This is a genomic window from Actinomadura sp. NEAU-AAG7, from assembly GCF_018603865.1.
Taxonomy (GTDB): Bacteria; Actinomycetota; Actinomycetes; order Streptosporangiales; family Streptosporangiaceae; genus Spirillospora; species Spirillospora litoris.
Map to the genome: position 1 here is coordinate 155,790 of NZ_JAHFZY010000009.1, position 18,397 is coordinate 174,186.

General features: G+C 73.7%; 16 protein-coding genes. 9 read left to right on the forward strand and 7 right to left on the reverse strand.

The genetic code is table 11. The features are described 5' to 3' along the window. Window positions 1–333: 333 nt before the first annotated feature. The 3 genes from KLI87_RS34500 to KLI87_RS34510 all read right to left on the reverse strand — a co-directional run bounded on the left by KLI87_RS34500 (window position 334) and on the right by KLI87_RS34510 (window position 4,170). Complete coding sequence (locus KLI87_RS34500) at window positions 334–1,563, reverse strand: acyl-CoA dehydrogenase family protein (protein WP_156220674.1); 1,230 nt, start codon at window positions 1,561–1,563, stop codon at window positions 334–336. Between the two features lie 67 nt (window positions 1,564–1,630). Next, window positions 1,631–2,614 carry a glucosyl-3-phosphoglycerate synthase gene (locus KLI87_RS34505; protein ID WP_214620387.1) on the reverse strand — a complete coding sequence of 328 codons (984 nt, stop codon included), beginning with the start codon at window positions 2,612–2,614 and terminating at the stop codon, window positions 1,631–1,633. 119 nt (window positions 2,615–2,733) lie between these two features. After that, complete coding sequence (locus KLI87_RS34510) at window positions 2,734–4,170, reverse strand: helix-turn-helix domain-containing protein (RefSeq protein WP_156220542.1); 1,437 nt, start codon at window positions 4,168–4,170, stop codon at window positions 2,734–2,736. A 148-nt stretch (window positions 4,171–4,318) separates the two neighbouring features. On the opposite strand from KLI87_RS34510, the gene aceA reads away from it, so the two are divergent. The 5 genes from aceA (at window position 4,319) to KLI87_RS34535 (ending at window position 10,234) form a co-directional block, all read left to right on the forward strand. Further along, complete coding sequence (gene aceA / locus KLI87_RS34515) at window positions 4,319–5,602, forward strand: isocitrate lyase (protein ID WP_214620388.1); 1,284 nt, start codon at window positions 4,319–4,321, stop codon at window positions 5,600–5,602. Window positions 5,603–5,897: 295 nt separating this feature from the next. After that, on the forward strand, window positions 5,898–7,409 hold the full coding sequence (locus tag KLI87_RS34520; protein ID WP_214620389.1) for a M1 family metallopeptidase: 1,512 nt from the start codon (window positions 5,898–5,900) through the stop codon (window positions 7,407–7,409). A 136-nt stretch (window positions 7,410–7,545) separates the two neighbouring features. Continuing rightward, complete coding sequence (locus tag KLI87_RS34525; protein ID WP_214620390.1) at window positions 7,546–8,334, forward strand: ABC-2 family transporter protein; 789 nt, start codon at window positions 7,546–7,548, stop codon at window positions 8,332–8,334. Between the two features lie 11 nt (window positions 8,335–8,345). Further along, window positions 8,346–9,170 (forward strand): ABC-2 family transporter protein, encoded by an 825-nt coding sequence (locus KLI87_RS34530; protein WP_308166428.1) that lies wholly within the window; start codon window positions 8,346–8,348, stop codon window positions 9,168–9,170. Window positions 9,171–9,181: 11 nt separating this feature from the next. Beyond that, the gene (locus tag KLI87_RS34535) at window positions 9,182–10,234 is read left to right on the forward strand and encodes an ATP-binding cassette domain-containing protein (RefSeq protein WP_156220705.1); all 1,053 of its coding nucleotides are present in this window, start codon (window positions 9,182–9,184) and stop codon (window positions 10,232–10,234) included. Here the strand turns inward: KLI87_RS34535 and KLI87_RS34540 are convergent. Further along, window positions 10,213–10,686: a hypothetical protein gene (locus KLI87_RS34540; protein WP_214620391.1), complete on the reverse strand. Its 474-nt coding sequence runs from the start codon at window positions 10,684–10,686 to the stop codon at window positions 10,213–10,215. The genes KLI87_RS34535 and KLI87_RS34540 overlap by 22 nt on opposite strands. A gap of 347 nt (window positions 10,687–11,033) precedes the next feature. Here KLI87_RS34540 and KLI87_RS34545 point away from each other — a divergent pair, with 347 nt between their 5' ends. From KLI87_RS34545 to KLI87_RS34555, 3 genes are all read left to right on the forward strand, one after another. Further along, complete coding sequence (locus tag KLI87_RS34545; RefSeq protein WP_214620392.1) at window positions 11,034–13,088, forward strand: DUF6077 domain-containing protein; 2,055 nt, start codon at window positions 11,034–11,036, stop codon at window positions 13,086–13,088. A gap of 64 nt (window positions 13,089–13,152) precedes the next feature. Next, entirely contained in the window at window positions 13,153–13,710 is a 558-nt protein-coding gene (locus tag KLI87_RS34550; RefSeq protein WP_156220539.1) for a hypothetical protein, read from the forward strand. Between the two features lie 7 nt (window positions 13,711–13,717). Continuing rightward, a complete protein-coding gene (locus tag KLI87_RS34555) occupies window positions 13,718–14,266 on the forward strand; it encodes a hypothetical protein (protein WP_214620393.1) in 549 nt (182 codons plus the stop codon). Window positions 14,267–14,346: 80 nt separating this feature from the next. Here the strand turns inward: KLI87_RS34555 and KLI87_RS34560 are convergent, their stop codons facing one another. Beyond that, a complete protein-coding gene (locus KLI87_RS34560; RefSeq protein ID WP_214620394.1) occupies window positions 14,347–15,786 on the reverse strand; it encodes an alpha/beta fold hydrolase in 1,440 nt (479 codons plus the stop codon). A gap of 115 nt (window positions 15,787–15,901) precedes the next feature. Here KLI87_RS34560 and KLI87_RS34565 point away from each other — a divergent pair, with 115 nt between their 5' ends. Next, window positions 15,902–16,759: an AraC family transcriptional regulator gene (locus KLI87_RS34565; protein ID WP_156220536.1), complete on the forward strand. Its 858-nt coding sequence runs from the start codon at window positions 15,902–15,904 to the stop codon at window positions 16,757–16,759. 14 nt (window positions 16,760–16,773) lie between these two features. On the opposite strand, the gene KLI87_RS34570 is transcribed toward KLI87_RS34565, so the two are convergent. Together KLI87_RS34570 and KLI87_RS34575 are read right to left on the reverse strand one after the other, a co-directional pair. Beyond that, window positions 16,774–17,103 carry a multidrug efflux SMR transporter gene (locus KLI87_RS34570; RefSeq protein WP_214620395.1) on the reverse strand — a complete coding sequence of 110 codons (330 nt, stop codon included), beginning with the start codon at window positions 17,101–17,103 and terminating at the stop codon, window positions 16,774–16,776. 105 nt (window positions 17,104–17,208) lie between these two features. Beyond that, the gene (locus KLI87_RS34575) at window positions 17,209–18,336 is read right to left on the reverse strand and encodes a helix-turn-helix domain-containing protein (RefSeq protein ID WP_214620396.1); all 1,128 of its coding nucleotides are present in this window, start codon (window positions 18,334–18,336) and stop codon (window positions 17,209–17,211) included. Window positions 18,337–18,397: the final 61 nt, after the last annotated feature.

Genomic DNA, 18,397 nt, shown 5'->3' on the forward strand with positions numbered 1-18,397 from the left:
TCCTCACCCACGACCGTCTCGGCCACTCGATGCCGGGCATCGGCGGCGCCTACGCGCACCTCTCCCCGCTCATGAGGAACCAACTGCGGGCCCGGCTCCAGGCGCGGTGGGAGGCGATTCTGGACGAGCGGCTCGCGATCTACCCGACCTCGCCGGTGCCGGTACTGAACGAGCTGCTCGCCGCGCGCCGGGCCGTCGCGCAGCCCCACCTTCAGGTGATCGTCTCCCAAACGTCTCCCAATCGGAGGGAGAGCCGCGGTCCTGGGGGTGGAGAGGGCGCGTTGGTGGCCGGGGAGAGTCGTTGACGAGGCGACTGCCCGCGCAGGTCAGGGGCTATCTGACGGGAAGGCCGGTCAGGGCTCGGCCTATTACCAGGCGTTGGATCTCGCTGGTGCCCTCGAAGATGGTGAAGATCTTCGCGTCGCGGTGCATGCGTTCCACCGGGTAGTCGCGCGTGTAGCCGTTGCCGCCGAGGATCTGGATGGCCTCCTCGGTGACGCGGACGGCCATCTCCGAGGCCATCAGTTTGGCCATCGAGCCCTCGGCGCCCTCGAAGTCGCGGCCGGCGCTCGCCATCCAGGCGGCGCGCCAGACCATCAGGCGGGCCGCGTCCAGGCGGCAGCGCATGTCGGCGAGCTTGAACGCGATCGCCTGGAAGTCGCCGATCCTGCGGCCGAACTGCTCGCGCTCGCGGGCGTAGTCGAGGGCGTACTCGTAGGCGGCGCGGCCGACGCCGAGGGCCATCGCGCCGACGGAGGGGCGCGTGGTCTCGAAGGTCTTCATCGCCGCCTGGCCCTTGGCGCTGCGGCCCTCGCGGACGCGGGCGACGCGCTCGTCGAAGCGCTCCTTGCCGCCGACGACCAGGCGGCTCGGGACGCGCACGTCCTCAAGGATCACCTCGGCGGTGTGGGAGGCGCGGATGCCGTGCTTGCTGAACTTCTGCCCCTGCCGCAGCCCCGGCGTGCCCGGCGGGACGATGAAGCTCGCCTGCCCGCGGCTGCCGAGGTCGGGGTGGACGGAGGCGACGACCACGTGCACGTCGGCGATGCCGCCGTTGGTCACCCAGGTCTTGGTGCCGTTCAGCACCCACTCGTCCTTGGCCTCGTCGAACACCGCGCGGGCCCGGATCGAGCCGACGTCGCTGCCCGCGTCGGGTTCGGAGGCGCAGAAGGCGCCGAGCCTGACCTCGCCGGGGGTGCCGAACATCTGGGGCACCCACTCGCCGACCTGGTCGGGGGTGCCGACGGCGGCGACCGACGCGGCGGCGAGGCCGGTGCCGACGATCGACAGCGCGATCCCGGCGTCGCCCCAGAACAGCTCCTCGAAGGCCACCGGGATGCCGAGGCCGCTCGGCTCCAGCCACTGGGCGGCGAAGAAGTCGAGCGAGTAGAGGCCGATCTTGGACGCCTCCTGGATCAGCGGCCAGGGGGTCTCCTCGCGCTCGTCCCACTCGCGTGCCGCCGGGCGGACGACGTCCCGGGCGAACTCGTGGACCCAGTCGCGGACCTGGCGGACGTCCTCGCTCGGCTCCAGCGAGAACGGCGTCGACTCGGCGCTCGTCATGCTATTCGACCCTTCCTCCAATACGGCTGTTACCAACGGTAGCAGTCATGTCGGAGGAAAGGGGGCCTCATCCCCGGCCGGGCGAGAACGACCGCGCGGCGGCGTAACCGGGGATACCGGCCATCGGCGGCCGCTCCCCCACCGCCACGTCGCTGGTGCGCGCGTCGTGTCCGTCCGGGACGCGGCGGAACCGCGTGAGCGCGGTCGCGGGGGCCTCCAGCGGGACCATCCGGCCGTGCCGCTCCAGCCGCGACCAGGCGGTCAGCATGATCTGGCCCGACATCTCCCCCAGCGCCTCGGTGGACTGGTGCGAGTGGACCCGGCGGCCGAGGTCGACCTGGGCGATCGCGTCGAGCCCGGCGTCCTGGAAGACGTCCAGCAGCAGGCCGAGCTCCACGCCGTAGCCGGTGACGAACGGCAGCCGCTCCAGCAGCGCGCGGCGGCCCGCGTACTCCCCGCCGAGCGGCTGCATCACCCCGGCGAGCTGCGGCCAGTGCAGGTTGATCAGCGGGCGCGCGACCAACTCGGTCACCCGTCCCCCGCCGCCCTCGACCGACCGGTCGCCCTCGACGAGCGGGCGGTCGTAGCAGCCCTTGACGTAGGCGACGGACGGGTCGGTGAGCAGCGGCCCGAGCAGACCGGTGACGTAGGACGAGGTGAAGCCGCGCAGGTCGGCGTCGATGAACACGACCAGGTCGCCGGAGGTGACGGCCAGCGACTTCCACAGCGCCTCGCCCTTGCCGGACATCCGGCCGTGCCCCGGCAGGACGTCGTCCTGGGCGACCACCTCGGCGCCCGCCGCCGCGGCCACGGCGGCGGTGCGGTCGGTGGAGCGCGAGTCGACCACGACGATCTCGTCGACGAGCGGGACCCGCTCGACCAGGTCGGTGCGGATCGCGGCCACGATGGCGCCGACCGTCGCCTCCTCGTCGCGCGCGGGCAGCACGACGCTGATCCTGGCGGCCCCCTTCGCGGCCAGCAGGACGTGCGGCGGCCAGTCGTCCGCCGCGCTCGTACGGCGGCGCAACCACGTCGCGACCTCAGGCAGCACGCGCTCTCCCTCCCCTGCGGACGGCCCCCGGTGAGGCGTCCCCACTAGAGGAAACACCGGGTCCTCCCAGATCATTCACCCTCGTCGCGATCCGGAGTGCTCGCCCCCGGGCGCGGAGGTCACTCGGCGGCGTGCCGGTCCAGGAACTCGTAGACGTCGGCGTCGTCCACGCCGGGGAACGCCCCCGGCGGCAGGACGGACAGGACGTGCGAGTGCGCCCGCGCGGACGGCCAGGCCATCCCCTCCCAGCGGTCCGACAGCTCCTTGGGGGGCCGCTGGCAGCAGTCGCCGTCCGGGCACGCCGACTTCACCCGCCGGGTCGACTCCCGGCCCCGGAACCAGCGGGAGTCCTCGAACCGGACGCCCAGCGTGATCGCGAAGTCCCGCTCGTGGCTGGGGTCGATGTGCGACAGGCACCAGTAGGTGCCGTTCGGGGTGTCGGTGTACTGGTAGTAGACGGAGAACCGGTCCTCGGCGGTGAACACGTGCCGCCCCGCCCACTGGCGGCACATCCGCTGGCCCTCGATCGCGCCGTCGGCGTCCTGCGGGAAGGCGAGGCCGTCGTTGGCGTAGGCCTTGTAGATGGTGCCGTTCTCGTCGTTCTTGGTGAAGTGCAGCTCCAGGCCGAGGTGGTGGGTCGCGACGTTGGTGAAGCGGTGCGCGGCCATCTCGTAGGAGACGGCGAAGACGTCGGCGAGGTCCTCCACCGACAGCTCCCGCGCGGCCTTGGCCTCCTGGAGGTAGGGGACGACGCTGCGCTCGGGCATCAGGATCGCCGCGCCGAAGTAGTTCGCCTCGACGCGCTGGCGCAGGAAGTCGGCGAAGTCGCGGGGCTGGTCGTGGTCCAGCGCGATGTGCCCGAGGGTCTGGAGCAGGATCGTGCGGGGCGTGTGCATGCCGAGCTGCTCGCGCTCCAGGTAGATCCGCCGGTTGCGCAGGTCGGTGACCGACCGGACCGAGCGCGGCAGGTCCTGGACGTACTGGAGGCTGAACCCGAAGTGGCCGACCAGCGTCATCAGCAGCCCCTGCGACACCGCCCCGCGCCGGTAGCCGACCGCGTCGAGGGTCTGCGCGGCGACGCCCTCGATGTCGGCGAAGTGGTTGCCGCGCTCGTGCATCTGGCGGCGCAGCTCGGCGTTGGCCTTGCGGGCCTCCTCCGGGCTGGCGGCGGGCTTGGTGCGGCTGCGCCGCAGCTCCCGGTACAGCGCGAGGATGTGCTCGATGACCTCGTTCGGCATCCGCTTGCCGACCCGCAGGTGCGACAGCCCGAGCGTGCGGTACAGCGGGTCGCGCTGCGCCTCCTCCAGCTCGATCTCCAACTGCGCGCGGCGGCTCGGCGGCTGGCGGCGCAGCAGCTCCTCCACCGGGCACTCCAGCGCGGCGGCCAGCGCCTGCAGCAGCGACAGCTTGGGCTCACGGCGCCCGTTCTCCAGCAGTGAGAGCTGGGACGGGGCGCGCCCGACGCGCTCACCGAGGTCCGACAGCGTCATGCCCCGGCCGCGCCGGAGATGGCGAAGCCGCTGCCCGAACGTGACGAGATCTACGTCGCTCGTCAAGTTGAGGGGTTCTTCTGGCCGCAAGGTCGTCACCGCTTCATGATAGCGGAATTTTTGATGTTCTTCTGCCATGGCCGTCACCTTCAGGCCGTGTGACCGGGGCATAGTCGTGCCAAGCACCCAGGGGACGACACGGAAGGGCAAGCAGATGAGCGACAGTCGCCTCAAGGGCGCAGCCGACGAGCTGCAGAACAGGTGGGACACCGACGAGCGCTGGGCCGGCGTCGAGCGGAGCTACACGGCCGAGGACGTCGTGCGGATCCGCGGATCGGTCCAGGAGGAGCACACGCTCGCGCGCCTCGGCGCCGAGCGGCTCTGGAAGCTCCTGCACGAGGAGGACTACGTCCACTCCCTCGGCGCGCTGACCGGGCTCCAGGCCGTCCAGCAGGTCAAGGCCGGGCTCAAGGCCATCTACCTGTCGGGCTGGCAGGTCGCGGCGGACGCCAACCTGGCCGGCCAGACCTACCCCGACCAGAGCATCTACCCGGCCAACTCCGTCCCGGCGGTCGTGCGGCGGATCAACAACGCGCTGCTGCGCGCCGACCAGGTCCAGTGGGCCGAGGGCGAGGGCGACACCCACTTCCTCGCCCCGATCGTCGCCGACGCCGAGGCGGGCTTCGGCGGCGTGCTGAACGCCTTCGAGCTGATGAAGGGCATGATCGCCGCGGGCGCCGCGGGCGTGCACTGGGAGGACCAGCTCGCCTCCGAGAAGAAGTGCGGCCACCTCGGCGGCAAGGTGCTGATCCCGACCTCGCAGCACGTGAAGACGCTGAACACCGCCCGCCTCGCCGCGGACGTCGCGGACGTCCCGTCCCTGATCATCGCGCGGACCGACGCCGAGGCCGCGACACTGATCACGACGGACGTGGACGAGCGCGACCGCGAGTTCCTCACCGGTGAGCGCACCGCCGAGGGCTTCTACCGCGTCCGCAACGGCATCGAGCCCTGCATCGCCCGCGCCAGGGCGTACGCGCCCTATTCCGACCTGATCTGGATGGAGACCGGCACGCCGGACCTGGAGCAGGCCCGCCGGTTCGCCGAGGCGGTCAAGGCCGAGTACCCCGACCAGATGCTCGCCTACAACTGCTCGCCGTCCTTCAACTGGAAGGCGCACCTGGACGACGCGACCATCGCCAAGTTCCAGCGCGAGCTCGGCCACATGGGCTTCAAGTTCCAGTTCATCACCCTCGCCGGGTTCCACGCCCTGAACTACGGGATGTTCGACCTGGCGCACGGCTACGCCCGCGAGGGCATGACGGCCTACGTCGACCTGCAGGAGCGCGAGTTCGCGGCGGCGGACAAGGGCTTCACGGCCGTCAAGCACCAGCGCGAGGCCGGGACCGGCTACTTCGACCTGGTCAGCACCGCGATCGCGCCCGACTCCGCCACCACGGCGCTGAAGGGCTCGACCGAGGAGGGCCAGTTCCACTGACCCGGCGAGCCGCCCGGACGGGCTGACCTCACTGGGCTGACCTCACTGGGCTGACCTCACTGGGCTGACCTCACGGGTCGGCCTGACGGGCTGACCGCCTCGTACGAGGCCGGACCACACCGGGTCCGGCCTCCCCCGAACCGAAGGCCCCCGCGCACCTACACCCGCGGGGGCCTTCTGGCACGTTCCCACCTGCGGCCACATCTGGAAGGCCAGATTCGGCACTTTCCTCGACAACAGCCATTGATCCGGGCAAATTAGGCACGCTAGTGATCACTCACGAGAGGATCCTCAGATGGCGCTGCGCCACCCCCGGTTCATGACGCCCCGGGCGACCCCCGGGCGAATGCTGCCGCTCGCCGTCGCCGCCGTGAGCGTCGTCGCGCTCGCGGCCCCCGCCTCCGCGGCGGGCAACGGCCGCTACACACCCGGCGCCCCCGGCGTCGGCGACGCCTACTTCCCGCTTGAGGGCAACGGCGGATACGACGTCCAGCACTACTCGCTCGACCTGCGCTACGACCCCGACTACGACCAGCTCGACGGCACCGTCACGATCACGGCCAAGGCCACCCAGGACCTGTCGAGCTTCGACCTCGACCTGTCCGGCTTGGACGTCGACCGAGTGAAGGTGAACCGGCAGAAGGCGGACTACAAGCGGCGCGGGCAGGAGCTGATCATCACGCCGCGCAAGGGACTGCGGAAGGGGAAGACGTTCACGGCGGTCGTGACCTACGGCGGCGTGCCGCAGACCATCGTGGGCTCCCCGATCGTGTTCGGCTCGCCCTACGGGTTCCTGCACACCCCCGACGGCGCGTTCGTGGGCGGCGAGCCCAACGGCGCGTCCACCTGGTTCCCGGTCAACGACCACCCGAGCGACAAGGCCACCTACGACTACAAGATCGCGGTGCCGAAGGGCCTGCGGGTCGTCGCCAACGGCCTGCTCACCGGCACCGAGAACACGGTCGCGTCCTTCAGCCGCCGCCGCTCGGCCGCGGAGGCCAGCGTGTTCAAGTGGCGCGAGGACAGCCCGATGGCGAGCTACCTCACCACGATCGACATCGGCAAGTGGGAGATCAGGGAGGGCCGGACGCCCGGCGGCCTGCGCAACTACACCGCCGTCGACCCCGCGCTGCTCGCCGCCCAGCCGGACGCGCTGAACTTCTTCTACAGCACCACCAGCGAGGCCACCGACCTGTGGGCCAAGACCTTCGGCCCCTACCCCTTCAGCACCACCGGCGCGATCGGCGACGACGCGCGCTTCAACGGGCAGCCGCTCGGGTTCTCGCTGGAGACGCAGGGCAAGCCGGTGTACTCGGCCGTCCGCAACACCGGGACGATCGCGCACGAGCTGGCGCACCAGTGGTTCGGTGACAGCGTGTCGCCGCAGCGCTGGCAGGACGTCTGGCTGAACGAGAGCTTCGCGTCCTGGTCGGGCTGGTACTGGGCCGAGAAGCACGGCGGCGCCACCGTCCACGACGCGGCCCGCGCGACCTACAACTCCCGGCCGTTCCCGGACGCGCCGGGCAGCCCGTTCTGGTCGGTCGTGACCGCGAACCCGCAGCGCGACACCATGTTCAACGCCCGCGTCTACAGCGGCGGCGCCATGGCGCTGCAGTTCCTCCGCGAGAGGATCGGGGACGACAAGTTCTTCACGCTGCTGCGGACGTGGGTCGCCCAGCACCGGCACGGCAACGCCACCACCGAGCAGTTCACCGCGCTGGCCCAGAAGGTGTCGGGCCAGGACCTCACGCAGTTCTTCAAGGAGTGGATCTACTCGCCCACCAAGCCCGAGCTTCCGAAGGGCTGAGCAGGACCCGGGCAAGAGCGGAAACGCGTACTGAGCACGGACCGGCCGGGGCCGGCGCCGGACGGCTGACCGGCTCCGGACGGTCTGTGTGAAATTACGTGGATCCGGGCGGTGATCCGCCCTAGGGTCTCGGCGGGTGGGGGTCCTTCCGTGGGTGTGGTGGTACGGGTTCCGTCGCCACACCGCCTATGCGGCCGCCTCGCTCGCCGAGGCCCTGACCAACACCGGGTTCGGGTTCATGCGGGCCTATGTGTTGATAGCGCTCTGGCACGAGCGCCCCGTCCTCGGCGGCTACGACGTGAACGACGCCGTCACGTTCTGCTTCCTGACCCAGGCGCTGATCGGGCCGCTCCAGATCTTCGGCGGCATGGACCTCGCGCAGCGGATCCGCACCGGTGACGTGGCGATCGACCTGCACCGCCCGGTCGGCCTCCAGGGCTGGTGGCTGGCCGACGACCTCGGCCGCGCGACCGGGTCGCTGGTGCTGCGCGGCGGGCCGCCGCTGCTGGCCGGGGCGCTGGTGTTCCCGCTGAGCTGGCCGGGCCCGGCGGGCCTCGCGGCGTTCGCGGCGTCGGTGCTGCTCGGCGCGCTGGTGGGGTTCGGACTGCGCTACGTGGTGGCGCTCGGCATGTTCTGGCTGCACGACGACCGGGGGCTGAACGCGGTCATGCTGGTGATGTCGCTGTTCTTCTCCGGGATGACCCTGCCGCTCGTCGTCTTCCCCGGGCGGCTCGGCGACGTCGCGCACGCGCTGCCGTGGGCGGCGCAGCTCCAGGTCCCCGCCGACGTCTTCCTCGGCCGCCACACCGGCACCGACCTGCTCGGCGCGCTGGCGTTCCAGGCGGCGTGGGCGGCCGCCCTGCTCGCCGCGGGAGCGCTGCTGACCCGGGCGGCGCGGCGCAAGCTGGTGATCCACGGTGGCTGAGGTGATCCGCGGTGGCTGAGGCGGGCCGCGCGGCGGCGCGTCCGCTGGCGACCTACGCGCTGCTGGCGTGGACGTGGATCCGCGCGGCGGCCCAGTACCCGGTGTCGATGGTGCTGCTCGCCACCGCCACCGCCGTCGTGAGCGGGCTGGACGCGGCGGCGATCGGGCTGCTGTTCACCCGGGCGCCGCGCATCGCCGGGTTCGGCGCGTCCGAGGTCCTGTTCCTGTACGGGACGAGCGCGCTGTCGTTCGCGATCTCCGACATCCTGCTCGGCGGCACCGAGCGGCTCGGCCAGCACGTGCGGGAGGGGACGCTGGACGCCATGCTCGTCCGCCCCGTGAGCCCGCTGATCCAGGTCGCCACGGAGGACTTCTCGCCCCGCCGCCTCGGCAAGCTGCTCCCGGCCGGAACGATCCTCACGCTCGCGCTGGCGAACGCGGACGTGCCGTGGACGCCGGGCCGGCTGGCGCTCGTCCCGATGATGGTGCTGTGCGGGGCGCTGATCTTTGCGGGCCTGTGGGTGCTGGGCGGCGCGGTGCAGTTCGTGCTGGTCGAGAGCCACGGCGCCACCAAGTCGCTCACCTACGGCGGCGCGTACCTGACCCAGTACCCGATGACCGTGTTCGCCCGCGACTTCGTCCGCGGCGTGACGTTCGTCGTGCCGCTGGCGTTCGTCAACTGGCAGCCCGCGCTGTACGTGCTCGACCGCCCCGACCCGCTCGCGCTGCCGGGCGCGGCGCGGTTCGCGTCCCCGGCGGTCGCCGCCGCCGTGTGCGCGGCCGCGGCGGTCGCGTGGCGGGCGGGGCTGCGGCACTACCGATCGACAGGGAGCTGAGGCCGGTGCCGATGATCGAGGCCGAGGACGTCGTCAAGTCGTTCACCGTCCGGACGCGGACCGGGGGCCTGCGGCGGCGGGGCCGGACGACGCTCCGCGCGGTGGACGGGGTGTCGTTCGCCGTCGAGCCCGGCGAGTTCGTCGGGTACCTCGGCCCGAACGGCGCGGGCAAGTCCACGACGATCAAGATGCTGACCGGGATCCTCACCGCGTCGTCGGGGACGCTGCGGGTGTGCGGGCTCGACCCGTCGCGGCGGCGCACCTCGCTCGCGCGCCGGCTCGGCGTCGTGTTCGGGCAGCGGACGACGCTGTGGTGGGACCTGCCGCTGCGCGACAGCCTCACGCTCGTCCGGCGGCTGTACCGGGTGGAGCCCGCCGCGCACCGGGCCCGGTTCGCCGAGCTGTCCGAGCTGCTGGAGCTGGACCCGTTCCTGGACACCCCGGTCCGCCAGCTCAGCCTCGGGCAGCGGATGCGCGGCGACCTCGCCGCCGCGCTGCTGCACGATCCGGAGCTGCTCGTCCTGGACGAGCCGACGATCGGCCTGGACGTGGTCAGCAAGGCGACCGTCCGCGACTTCCTGGAACGTATCAACGCCGAGCGCGGCACCACGATCCTGCTGACCACGCACGACCTCGGCGACATCGAGCGGCTCTGCCGCCGGGTGCTGATCATCGACCACGGGCGGCTGGCCTACGACGGCGGGCTGGACGAGCTGCGCCGCACCGTCGACGCCGACCGGGTGCTGGTGGCCGAGCTGGCCCGCCCGGGGCCGCCGATCGTGCTGGACGACCCGGAGTTCGGCCGGATCGAGGCCGAGCGGGTCCAGGGGCCGCGGCAGTGGCTGCGGCTGCCGAGCGCCGCGAACGCGGCGACGGTGGTCGCGGCGCTGGCGCGGCGGCACGAGGTCCGCGACATCGCGCTCCGGGAGGCGGGCATCGAGGACGTGCTCGCCGGACTCTACCGGGGCGACCACGCCTACACGTGCCCCGCCGACCTCCCCTGGGAGGACGGCCCCCCAAGCGGTCCGCCGGAGCGGCCGGATCACCGCTCGATGGTCGAGTAGTGGTCGGAGTCGAAGACGTCCTCGTCGGCGTGGGCCGAGCCCCAGCGGCGCGGCGCCCAGGTGGGCATCAGCAGCGCGAACCCCATCATCCCGTAGACGCCGGAGCCGAGCAGCATGCGCAGGCCGAAGTCCATGTCGCCGGAGGGCGGCACCTTGCCCGGCAGGTCGAGGACGCGCCCGGGGTCCACGAGGAAGTAGGCGGACACGCCGAGCAGGGCCAGCGCCGGGACGAGCGAGACCAGCGGCGAGGCCCACCGCGCGACGATGACCACGCCCATCACCAGGCCCACGGCGGCGAGCAGGGCGAAGGCCCCGTAGATGCGGGTGCGGTCGGTGATCTCCTGGCCCGTCCCGTCGAAGGACCGGCCCGCCTGCGCGTAGCCCCAGGCCGCGCCGTAGACCAGCGCGGGGGTCAGCAGGACGCCGAGGACGAAGCCGAACGCATGGCGCACCGCGCATCACATCCCTCTGGACGCGCCCGCGCCGGGCGGGCGTGGCTCGCGTACCGGACCATCAGAACACGCCGAAACGGAGCATCGCAGTGATTCCGGACTTGTCGCATCACAGGGTGATTCCGGGGTACGCGGGGCGAAGGTGACCGCACCGGCGCCCGCCTCCGCACGATCGCCCCACGTCAGCCGTTCGACGACGGCCGCTTCACCAGGGCCGTAAACTCCCGTGGCCTACCGGGCGTCGAACTAACCAAGATCAGAATATTCGGCGGCGCGCCTGTGAACGCCCGGAGACTCTTCGGCGGATACAAAGGCGAGAGCGGCACACGCGCGCACACGGGGGACAAGTGATCGACTTGACGGAGCGGGTCATCGGCGGATCCGAGGGCGGCCGCTCGCCGGCCCGGAGGGCGACCGGGCTCGTCGACGGCCTCACCGACGGCGCCGTCGTCCTGTTCGCCGTGTGGACGCTCGTCTACCACGCCGGCCTGCTCCTCGACCCGCCCACCACGGCGCTGCTGGTCGCGTGGTCGGCGGCGGCGGCCGTGCTCGGCGCCCTGTACGCGCGGCGCGCGGGGTGGTGGGCGGTCGGGCCGCTCTGGCACGACACCGAGGAGCCGGTCTGGCGCGACCGTCCCGGGCCCGTCCGGCGGGCCCTTCCGGCCGTCGCGGTGGGGGCGGGCCTGGTCGCGGGGGTGTGCGCGGGGCTGCACCCGTCCGGGGTGCCGTGGTGGTGCGCGTGGCTGCCGGGACTGGTCGCCGTCGCCGCGACCGGCGCGTGGCTGCTGAGCCGTCCGGGCCCGCGCGACCCGGACCCCGCGCCCGGACCCGACGCGGACGGCACCGACGACGCGGACCTGCGCTGGGGGACGCCGCTCGCCCTCCTCACCGGCGCCGGGTTCGCGATCGCGTCGCTGTTCATCGTCAACACCGACGGCGACGACGCCTACTTCGTGTCCCGCTCGGTGGCGACGGCCGCGACGGGCCGCATCCCGCTGAAGGACGTCATCTTCAGCGCCGGGGCGACGGACGAGATCGCCGGCGAGCCGCCCGTGTCGTCGTTCGAGGTGCTGGCCGGGGCGCTGGCGCGGGTGCTGCACGTCCCCGCGTCCTCGCTGCTGTGGTACGGCGTGCTGCCGCTGGTCACGTTCTTCGCGGTGTGGTCGCTATGGCGGCTGGTGCGGGCGTGGACGCCGCGCCGCGCCGCCCTCTGCTTCGCGGTGGCCGCCGTCTACCTGCTGTGGGCGGGCGAGTCGCGCGCCTCGCTCGGCGCCTTCCACCTGCTGCGGATGTGGCAGGGCAAGGCCGTCATGGTGTCGGCGCTGATCCCGCTGCTGTACGTCTACCTCACCCGGTGGGCCGAGCGGCGGCGGCGCGGGGACCTCGCGCTGCTCGGCGCCGCCGGGATCGCGGCGGTCGGGCTGACCTCGTCGGCGGCGTTCGTGATCCCGCTGGCGGTCGGCGCCGCCGTGCTGCCGCTGCTCGCCGCCGGACGGATCCGCACCGCGCTGGCGGCGTGCGTCGCGGCGGCGTACCCGATCGCGTCCGGGCTCGGGGTGGTGCTGCTGCACGGCAAGACGATCGTGGAGGGCGCCGTCCACGACGGCCCGGTCAGCTACCAGTGGGTCCTGCTCCAGGGGACGCTCGGCGTCCTCGGCGGCTGCGCGCTGTGGCTGTCCCCGTGGACGGCCCGGCGCGGCGTCCCCGCGCTCGTCGGGATGGGCATCGCGGCGCTGCTCACGCTGCTCGTCCTGCCCGGGGTGCTCACGGCCGCCGCGCGGGCCACGGACGCGGGGCAGGTGCTGTGGCGGACGATGTGGATCGTCCCCGCGCCCGCCCTGGTCGGCCTGCTCGCCTCCGTGCCGGTCCCGGACGTCCTCCGGTCCCGCGCGGCGGCCGTCGCCGCCGCCGCGGCGCCCGCCGTGGCGCTCGCGGTCGCGCTGGTCGTGGGCGGCACGCCGGTGTGGTCGCAGGCGAGCGGCTCGACCGTCGCGGACCGGCCGTCCTGGAAGGTGCCCGCCGAGCAGGTCGGGACGGCGCGCGAGGTGGTCCGCGCCGCCAGACCCGGCACGGTCGTGCTGATGCCGGTGGTGTACATGCGGGCCGTGCCGATGCTGACCGCGCGCGTGCACGCGGCGAACCCCAACCCGCACTACCTGTCGATGATCCCCGCGCCCCCGCACTTCATCGCCGACCGGCAGATGCTGAGCGTCGCGGTGCGCTCCCCCTACAGCCGGAAGCCGACGGCCGAGGAGATGCGGGCGGCGCTCCGGCGCGTGGGGGTGAGCGTGGCCTGCGTGACACCCCGGGACCGGCGCGCGCTTCGGCTGCTCGACCAGGCCGGATACGGCGACCGGCGGCGCATCGGGGACCTCGTCTGCGCCTTCCGGCCGGGAGGGTGACCGTTTCGACCGCGTCTGTGGGGGCATCGGCGTTGCGTCCGACCCCACGGATGTTGGAGGAACAATGCCGACCGTCATCATGGTCGTCATCGCCGTCGTCATCATCGCCGCCGTCGCGTACCTCGCCTGGACGTGGTCGCGCACCCAGCGGCTCAAGCGGCGTTTCGGCCCGGAGTACGACCGGGCGCTGGAGGCCCATGGCGGCCGCGCCGCCGCCGAGCGGGAGCTGAGGTCCCGCGAGCAGGCCCACCGCGACCTGGAGCTGCACGACCTGGCGCCCGAGCGGCGCGACCAGTACAAGGAGCAGTGGCTCCGCGTCCAGGAGCGCTTCGTCGACGCCCCGCAGGAGGCCGTCGAGGAGGCGGACCGCCTCGTCACCGTGGTGCTGGGCGAGCGCGGCTACCCCACGCGCGGCTTCGACGAGCAGGCCGCCCACCTGTCGGTGGAGCACGCCCGCACCCTGGACCACTACCGGCGCGGCCGCGAGATCAGCGAGCGCGCCCAGGGCCGGCAGGCCACCACCGAGGACCTGCGGCAGGCCATGGTCCACTACCGCGCCCTCTTCGACGACCTCCTCGCCGTACCGGCGGGCCACGGCGTCGCCGAGACCCCGAGGAGCTGACCGCGCGATGACGAACGAGACCCCCGCACGAGCGGCCGCGGGCGAGCGGGCCCGCGCGACCGGGATCACCGCCCCGCCCGCCGCCGGCGACGCGCACGTCGCCGGTCCCCCGCCGAAGCCCGCCGGGGCGGACGTGGAGGCCGGCCGGGACACCGCGCCCGACCTGCGCGTCCCGAAGCCGACGCCCTCCGGCCCGCCCGCGGAGCAGTCCGCGGGGCAGTCCGGCAGGCAGACCGGCAGGCAGACCGGTAGGCCGCCCGCGGAGCAGCCCGACAGGCAGCCCGCAGGGCTCCTGGACCCCGCCGAGGCGGGCCGGTTCAAGGAGCGCTGGCACCGCGTCCAGGCCGGGTTCGTGGACGATCCGGCCGAGGCCGTCCGCAAGGCCGACGGCCTCGCGGAGGAGATCACCGAGGCCCTGGCGCGGGCCCTCGCCGAGCACCGCCGCAAGCTGTCGGAGCCCCTCGGTTCCGGCGGGGACGGAACGCCCGACACCGAGCGCCTGCGCCTGGCCCTCCGCTCCTACCGGAGCCTCCTGGACCACATCCTCGAAACATGATGACCGCCGCGCCGCGGTCGGCCCCCACCAGCCCAGGGGCCGACCGCGACGCGGGATCGGCCGAGCTCAGCCGTTGAGGGTCAGCCGTTGAGGAACCGGTAGACCGCCTCGCGGCCCCGCGTCCCGCGCTCGCGGTTCTGGATGGAGTGGGCCGCGCCCTTCACGACCACCAGCTCGCCGCGCGGCGCGTAGCGCAGCTCCTCCCGCGCCCATTCGAGCGGCGTGGACAGGTCCCGGTCGCCGTTCAGCAGCAGGACCGGCACGGGCGGCAGCGTGAGCCGCCTCGGCTCGGCGGTGTGCCGCGCCGGCGGCCAGTGGACGCAGTCCTGCACGAATCCGTTGCCGGCGGCGGAGGCGGCCGTGAACGGCCAGGTCGCGCGGGCGGGCAGGTGCCGGCGCGTCCGGTCCAGGCTCGCCTGGCGCCCCGCGAGCGGCGCCTCGGAGGTGCCCCACGGGAAGTGGCCGTCGCCGCAGATCGTGGCGACGTGCAGGCCCGCGCTGTATCCGGCGGGGTCGTCGCCGCCGGAGTCGAGCAGCTTCAGGAGCCGGTCGAGGCGCGCCGGGTTCCCGTGCCGAGCCTCGTGGAACGCCGACACCACGTCGCCGGATCCAGCGGGGAATCCGGCCGGGTCGGGGTCGCGGTAGGTGGGGTCGGAGAACTCATAGCCGACGAGCATGTCCCAGATGCGGACGTGGTCGGCGCGGTGCCGGGCCAGCCAGGCCAGGTCCTCGGCCGGGTCGAACCCGCAGGCGGGGGCCGTCCGGCACGCGTCCCGCAGGACGCGCGCGGTCGCCCGCAGGCCGGTGAGGTAGAGCATGTCGTCGCCCTGCGGGTCCACGTGCGGGAGCACCGAGTCCAGGACGAGCCTGCGCACGTTGCGCGGGTGGAACGCCGCGTAGCTCGCGGCGGTCATCGTGCCGTAGGAGACGCCGTCCAGCGTCATCGTCTGGACGCCGAGCGCGCGGCGCAGCAGGTCGAGGTCCCCGACGGTCTGCTCGGTCGTGAAGTAGTGCCGCCGGTCGCCGAGGATGCCCGCGCACTCGGCGACCGCGCCAGGGCTCGGCGCCTCGATGTCGGTGCCGCCGACCTCGGCCTGGAGCCGGGGGCAGTCGATCGCGCCGAACTCGCCGGTACCGCGCTGGTCGATCGTGACGAAGCGGTAGTTCTTGGCGAGTTCCGGCATCCGCTGCTGGGATATGCGCGAGATGAACGGGACGCCGGGCTGCCCGGGGCCGCCGGTCAGGAACAGCAGCACGCCCTTGGGCGCGGTGACGTTCCCGCCCGTCGCGACCTGCAACCTCACCGTGCCCTTGCGCGGTGCGCGGTGGTCGAGCGGCACGGTCAGCGTCGAGCAGGTGAAGCCCGGCTGCTTCGGGCAGGGGCGGGGGTCGGTGAGCGCCGGCGCGGACGCCGCCGTCGGCGCGGACGGGGACGCGTGGGGTGTCGCGGCCGCCGTCGCCCCTCCGGATGCGGAGAGGGCGAGGGTGAGGGCGAGCACCGGGATGGGACGTGATCGCATGGGGAGATCATCGCCCCGGCCCGTCCCGGAACCACGTTTCTCGCCGGAAACGGCCATTCCACCCGCCGGGCAGTCCTGACATGTCCCCTTTGGGGCGGATGGTAGTACTGGGGGGATGAGTGACAGGCCGTTCGAGATCACCGACCAGGGCGGCTGGTGGCGGGCCCGGGACCGCCCGCATCCCGCGCTGCGGCCGTTCCTGCGCTCCTATGTCGGCTACTGGGAGCGGGACGTCCGGCCGAGCCGGATGCGCACCCTCCCGACCCGCACCGCCGTCGTGATCGTGAACCTGGGGCCGCCGCTGTTCCTGGAGGTCCCCGACCCGGGCGTCCAGGGCCGCGAGTACGGGTCGTTCGTCGCGGGCATGCACGACGGGCACGGCGGCTACGTCCATCCCGGCGGGCAGCGCGGCATCCACCTCGACCTCACCCCGCTCGGCGCCTACACGCTGTTCGGCGTCCCGATGGCGCGCGTCACCAACACCGCCGTCGAGCTGGCCGACCTGCTCGGTCCGGCCGCCGACCGCCTCGTCGAGCGGCTCGGCGCCGCCCCCGGCTGGGGCGAGCGCTTCGACCTGCTCGACGGGTTCCTGCTGCGCCGCCTGGAGGAGGGGCCCGACCCCGACCCGGAGGTCGCCCGCGCCTGGGACCTGCTCGCGCGCAGCCGGGGCACCGCGTCCGTCGCCCGGCTCGCCGACGAGGTCGGCTGGAGCCGCAGGCACCTCACCCACCGGTTCCACGAGCAGGCGGGGCTGCCGCCCAAGGTGATGGGGCGCGTCCTGCGGTTCCAGCGCGCGGTCGACCTGATGCGCACGGGCCGCGCGACCCTCTCCGACATCGCCGTCGCCTGCCGCTACTACGACCAGGCCCACCTCAACCGCGAGGTCCGCGCGCTGGCGGGCTGCTCGCCCACCGAGCTGCTCGCCGGCCGGTTCGAGCCGCAGTTCGTCACCACCGGCCCCGAGGCACTCTGACCCGACCGGCCGGGTCAGCCCTGGCTCACGCCGCCGCCGAGGTTCATCACGATCACGCCCAGCACGATGATCACCGCACCGGCGACCGTCAGCGGCCGCACCGGCTCGTCGAACAGCAGCACGCCGCCGGCGAAGGCGCCGATCGTGCCGAGCGCGGACCAGATCGCATACACCGGCCCGACGTTCAGCGAGGTCAGGGCCTTGGCCATGAACACGAACGAGATCAGGTACCCGGCCACGACGATCGCCGCCGGGCCGAGCCTGGTGAAGCCCTCCGAGCCGCGCATCGCCAGCGTCGCGGTGACCTCGAAGGCGATGGCGAGCGCGAGCAGGACGTAGGGCATCGGCGATCTCCTCTCGGTGCCCCGATCCTCCCATGATCCCGTCCGCGGCCGCCCGGCCGCGCCCCCCTTCGCCCGGACCCGGCCATGCTCCCTCAACCGGCTCCCTCAACCGGTGGACAGCCAGTGCCGCAGCGCCCACCACCAGTTCGCGGCGCGCGTCACCGCCGCGCCCGCCGGAGGATCGAGCAGCGGGCGGCCGGTCAGCTCCTGGACGCGGCGCACCCGGTACTTGACCGTGTTCGCGTGGACGTGCAGCGCGGCGGCGGTCGGCGCGATCCGTCCGCCGTGGTCGAGGTAGGCGAGCGCGGTCGCGGCCAGCTCCCGGTGGAAGGGGTCGCGCGGGTCGAGGCCGCCGAGGAGCGCGTCCGCCAGCAGGCCTCCCAGCGCGGGCTCGGCCGCGGTCGCGGTCGGCAGCGCGAGGTCGGCGAGGTGCCGCATGCCGTGCAGCCCGGCCGCCGTCCCGGCGCGCAGCGCGCGGCGTCCGAGCTCGTACACCGGCGCGACGTCGCGGGGCGCGGTGGGCGGCGCGGCCACCAGCAGCGGGCCGTCCCCGGACGGGAGGGGAAGCCGGGCGACCAGCGCGGCGAACCGCCCGTCGACCAGCCCGCACAGGCCGGGGCCCGCCGCCGTGAGGCGCGCCTCCAGCCGCGCGGCGACCGCCGGGTCGCTGACGTCGGAGACGACGCAGTGGTAGGCCCCCGCCGGGTCGAGCGGCGCGAGCGCCGGGGCCGGCTCCCCGTGCAGGAGCCGCCGGAGCGTCTGGACGTGGGCCTCGCGGGCCGTCCGGGCCGTCTCCAGCTCGGCGACCCGGTGCGCGTGCACCATCCGGTGGACGAGCGCGGTGGTGATCTCGTCCACGCGGGTGACGCCGTCCAGCAGCAGGTGCTCCGGCACGCCGAGGCGCCGCCCGTCCGCGACGAGCGTCCGGACGAGGTGGGCGCGGCCCGCCTGGAAGCCGTCCAGGAACGCCGCGACCGGCACGCCCTGGCGCGCCCGGTCCGCGCCGAGCCGCTCGGCCGCCGCCAGGACGTCCGCGCCGGGGCCGCCGGTCTCCAGCGCCGCGACGACGCCCCGGACGAGCGCGCGGGCGTGCCGCCTGGTCTCCTCCTCCGGCAGCGCCGCGACCGGTGCCGACCTGCCCCGCGCCGCGCGGACCGTGGCCTCCAGCACCGCCGGGTCGGCGCCGCGCTCGATCAGCAACCGCAGGAAGCGGTCGCCCTCACCGGGCTCCATGCCCCCATTCTGCGCCGTCGTTGTCCACTGCGGACAACCGGGCGGGTGGTCGTTGGGCCGC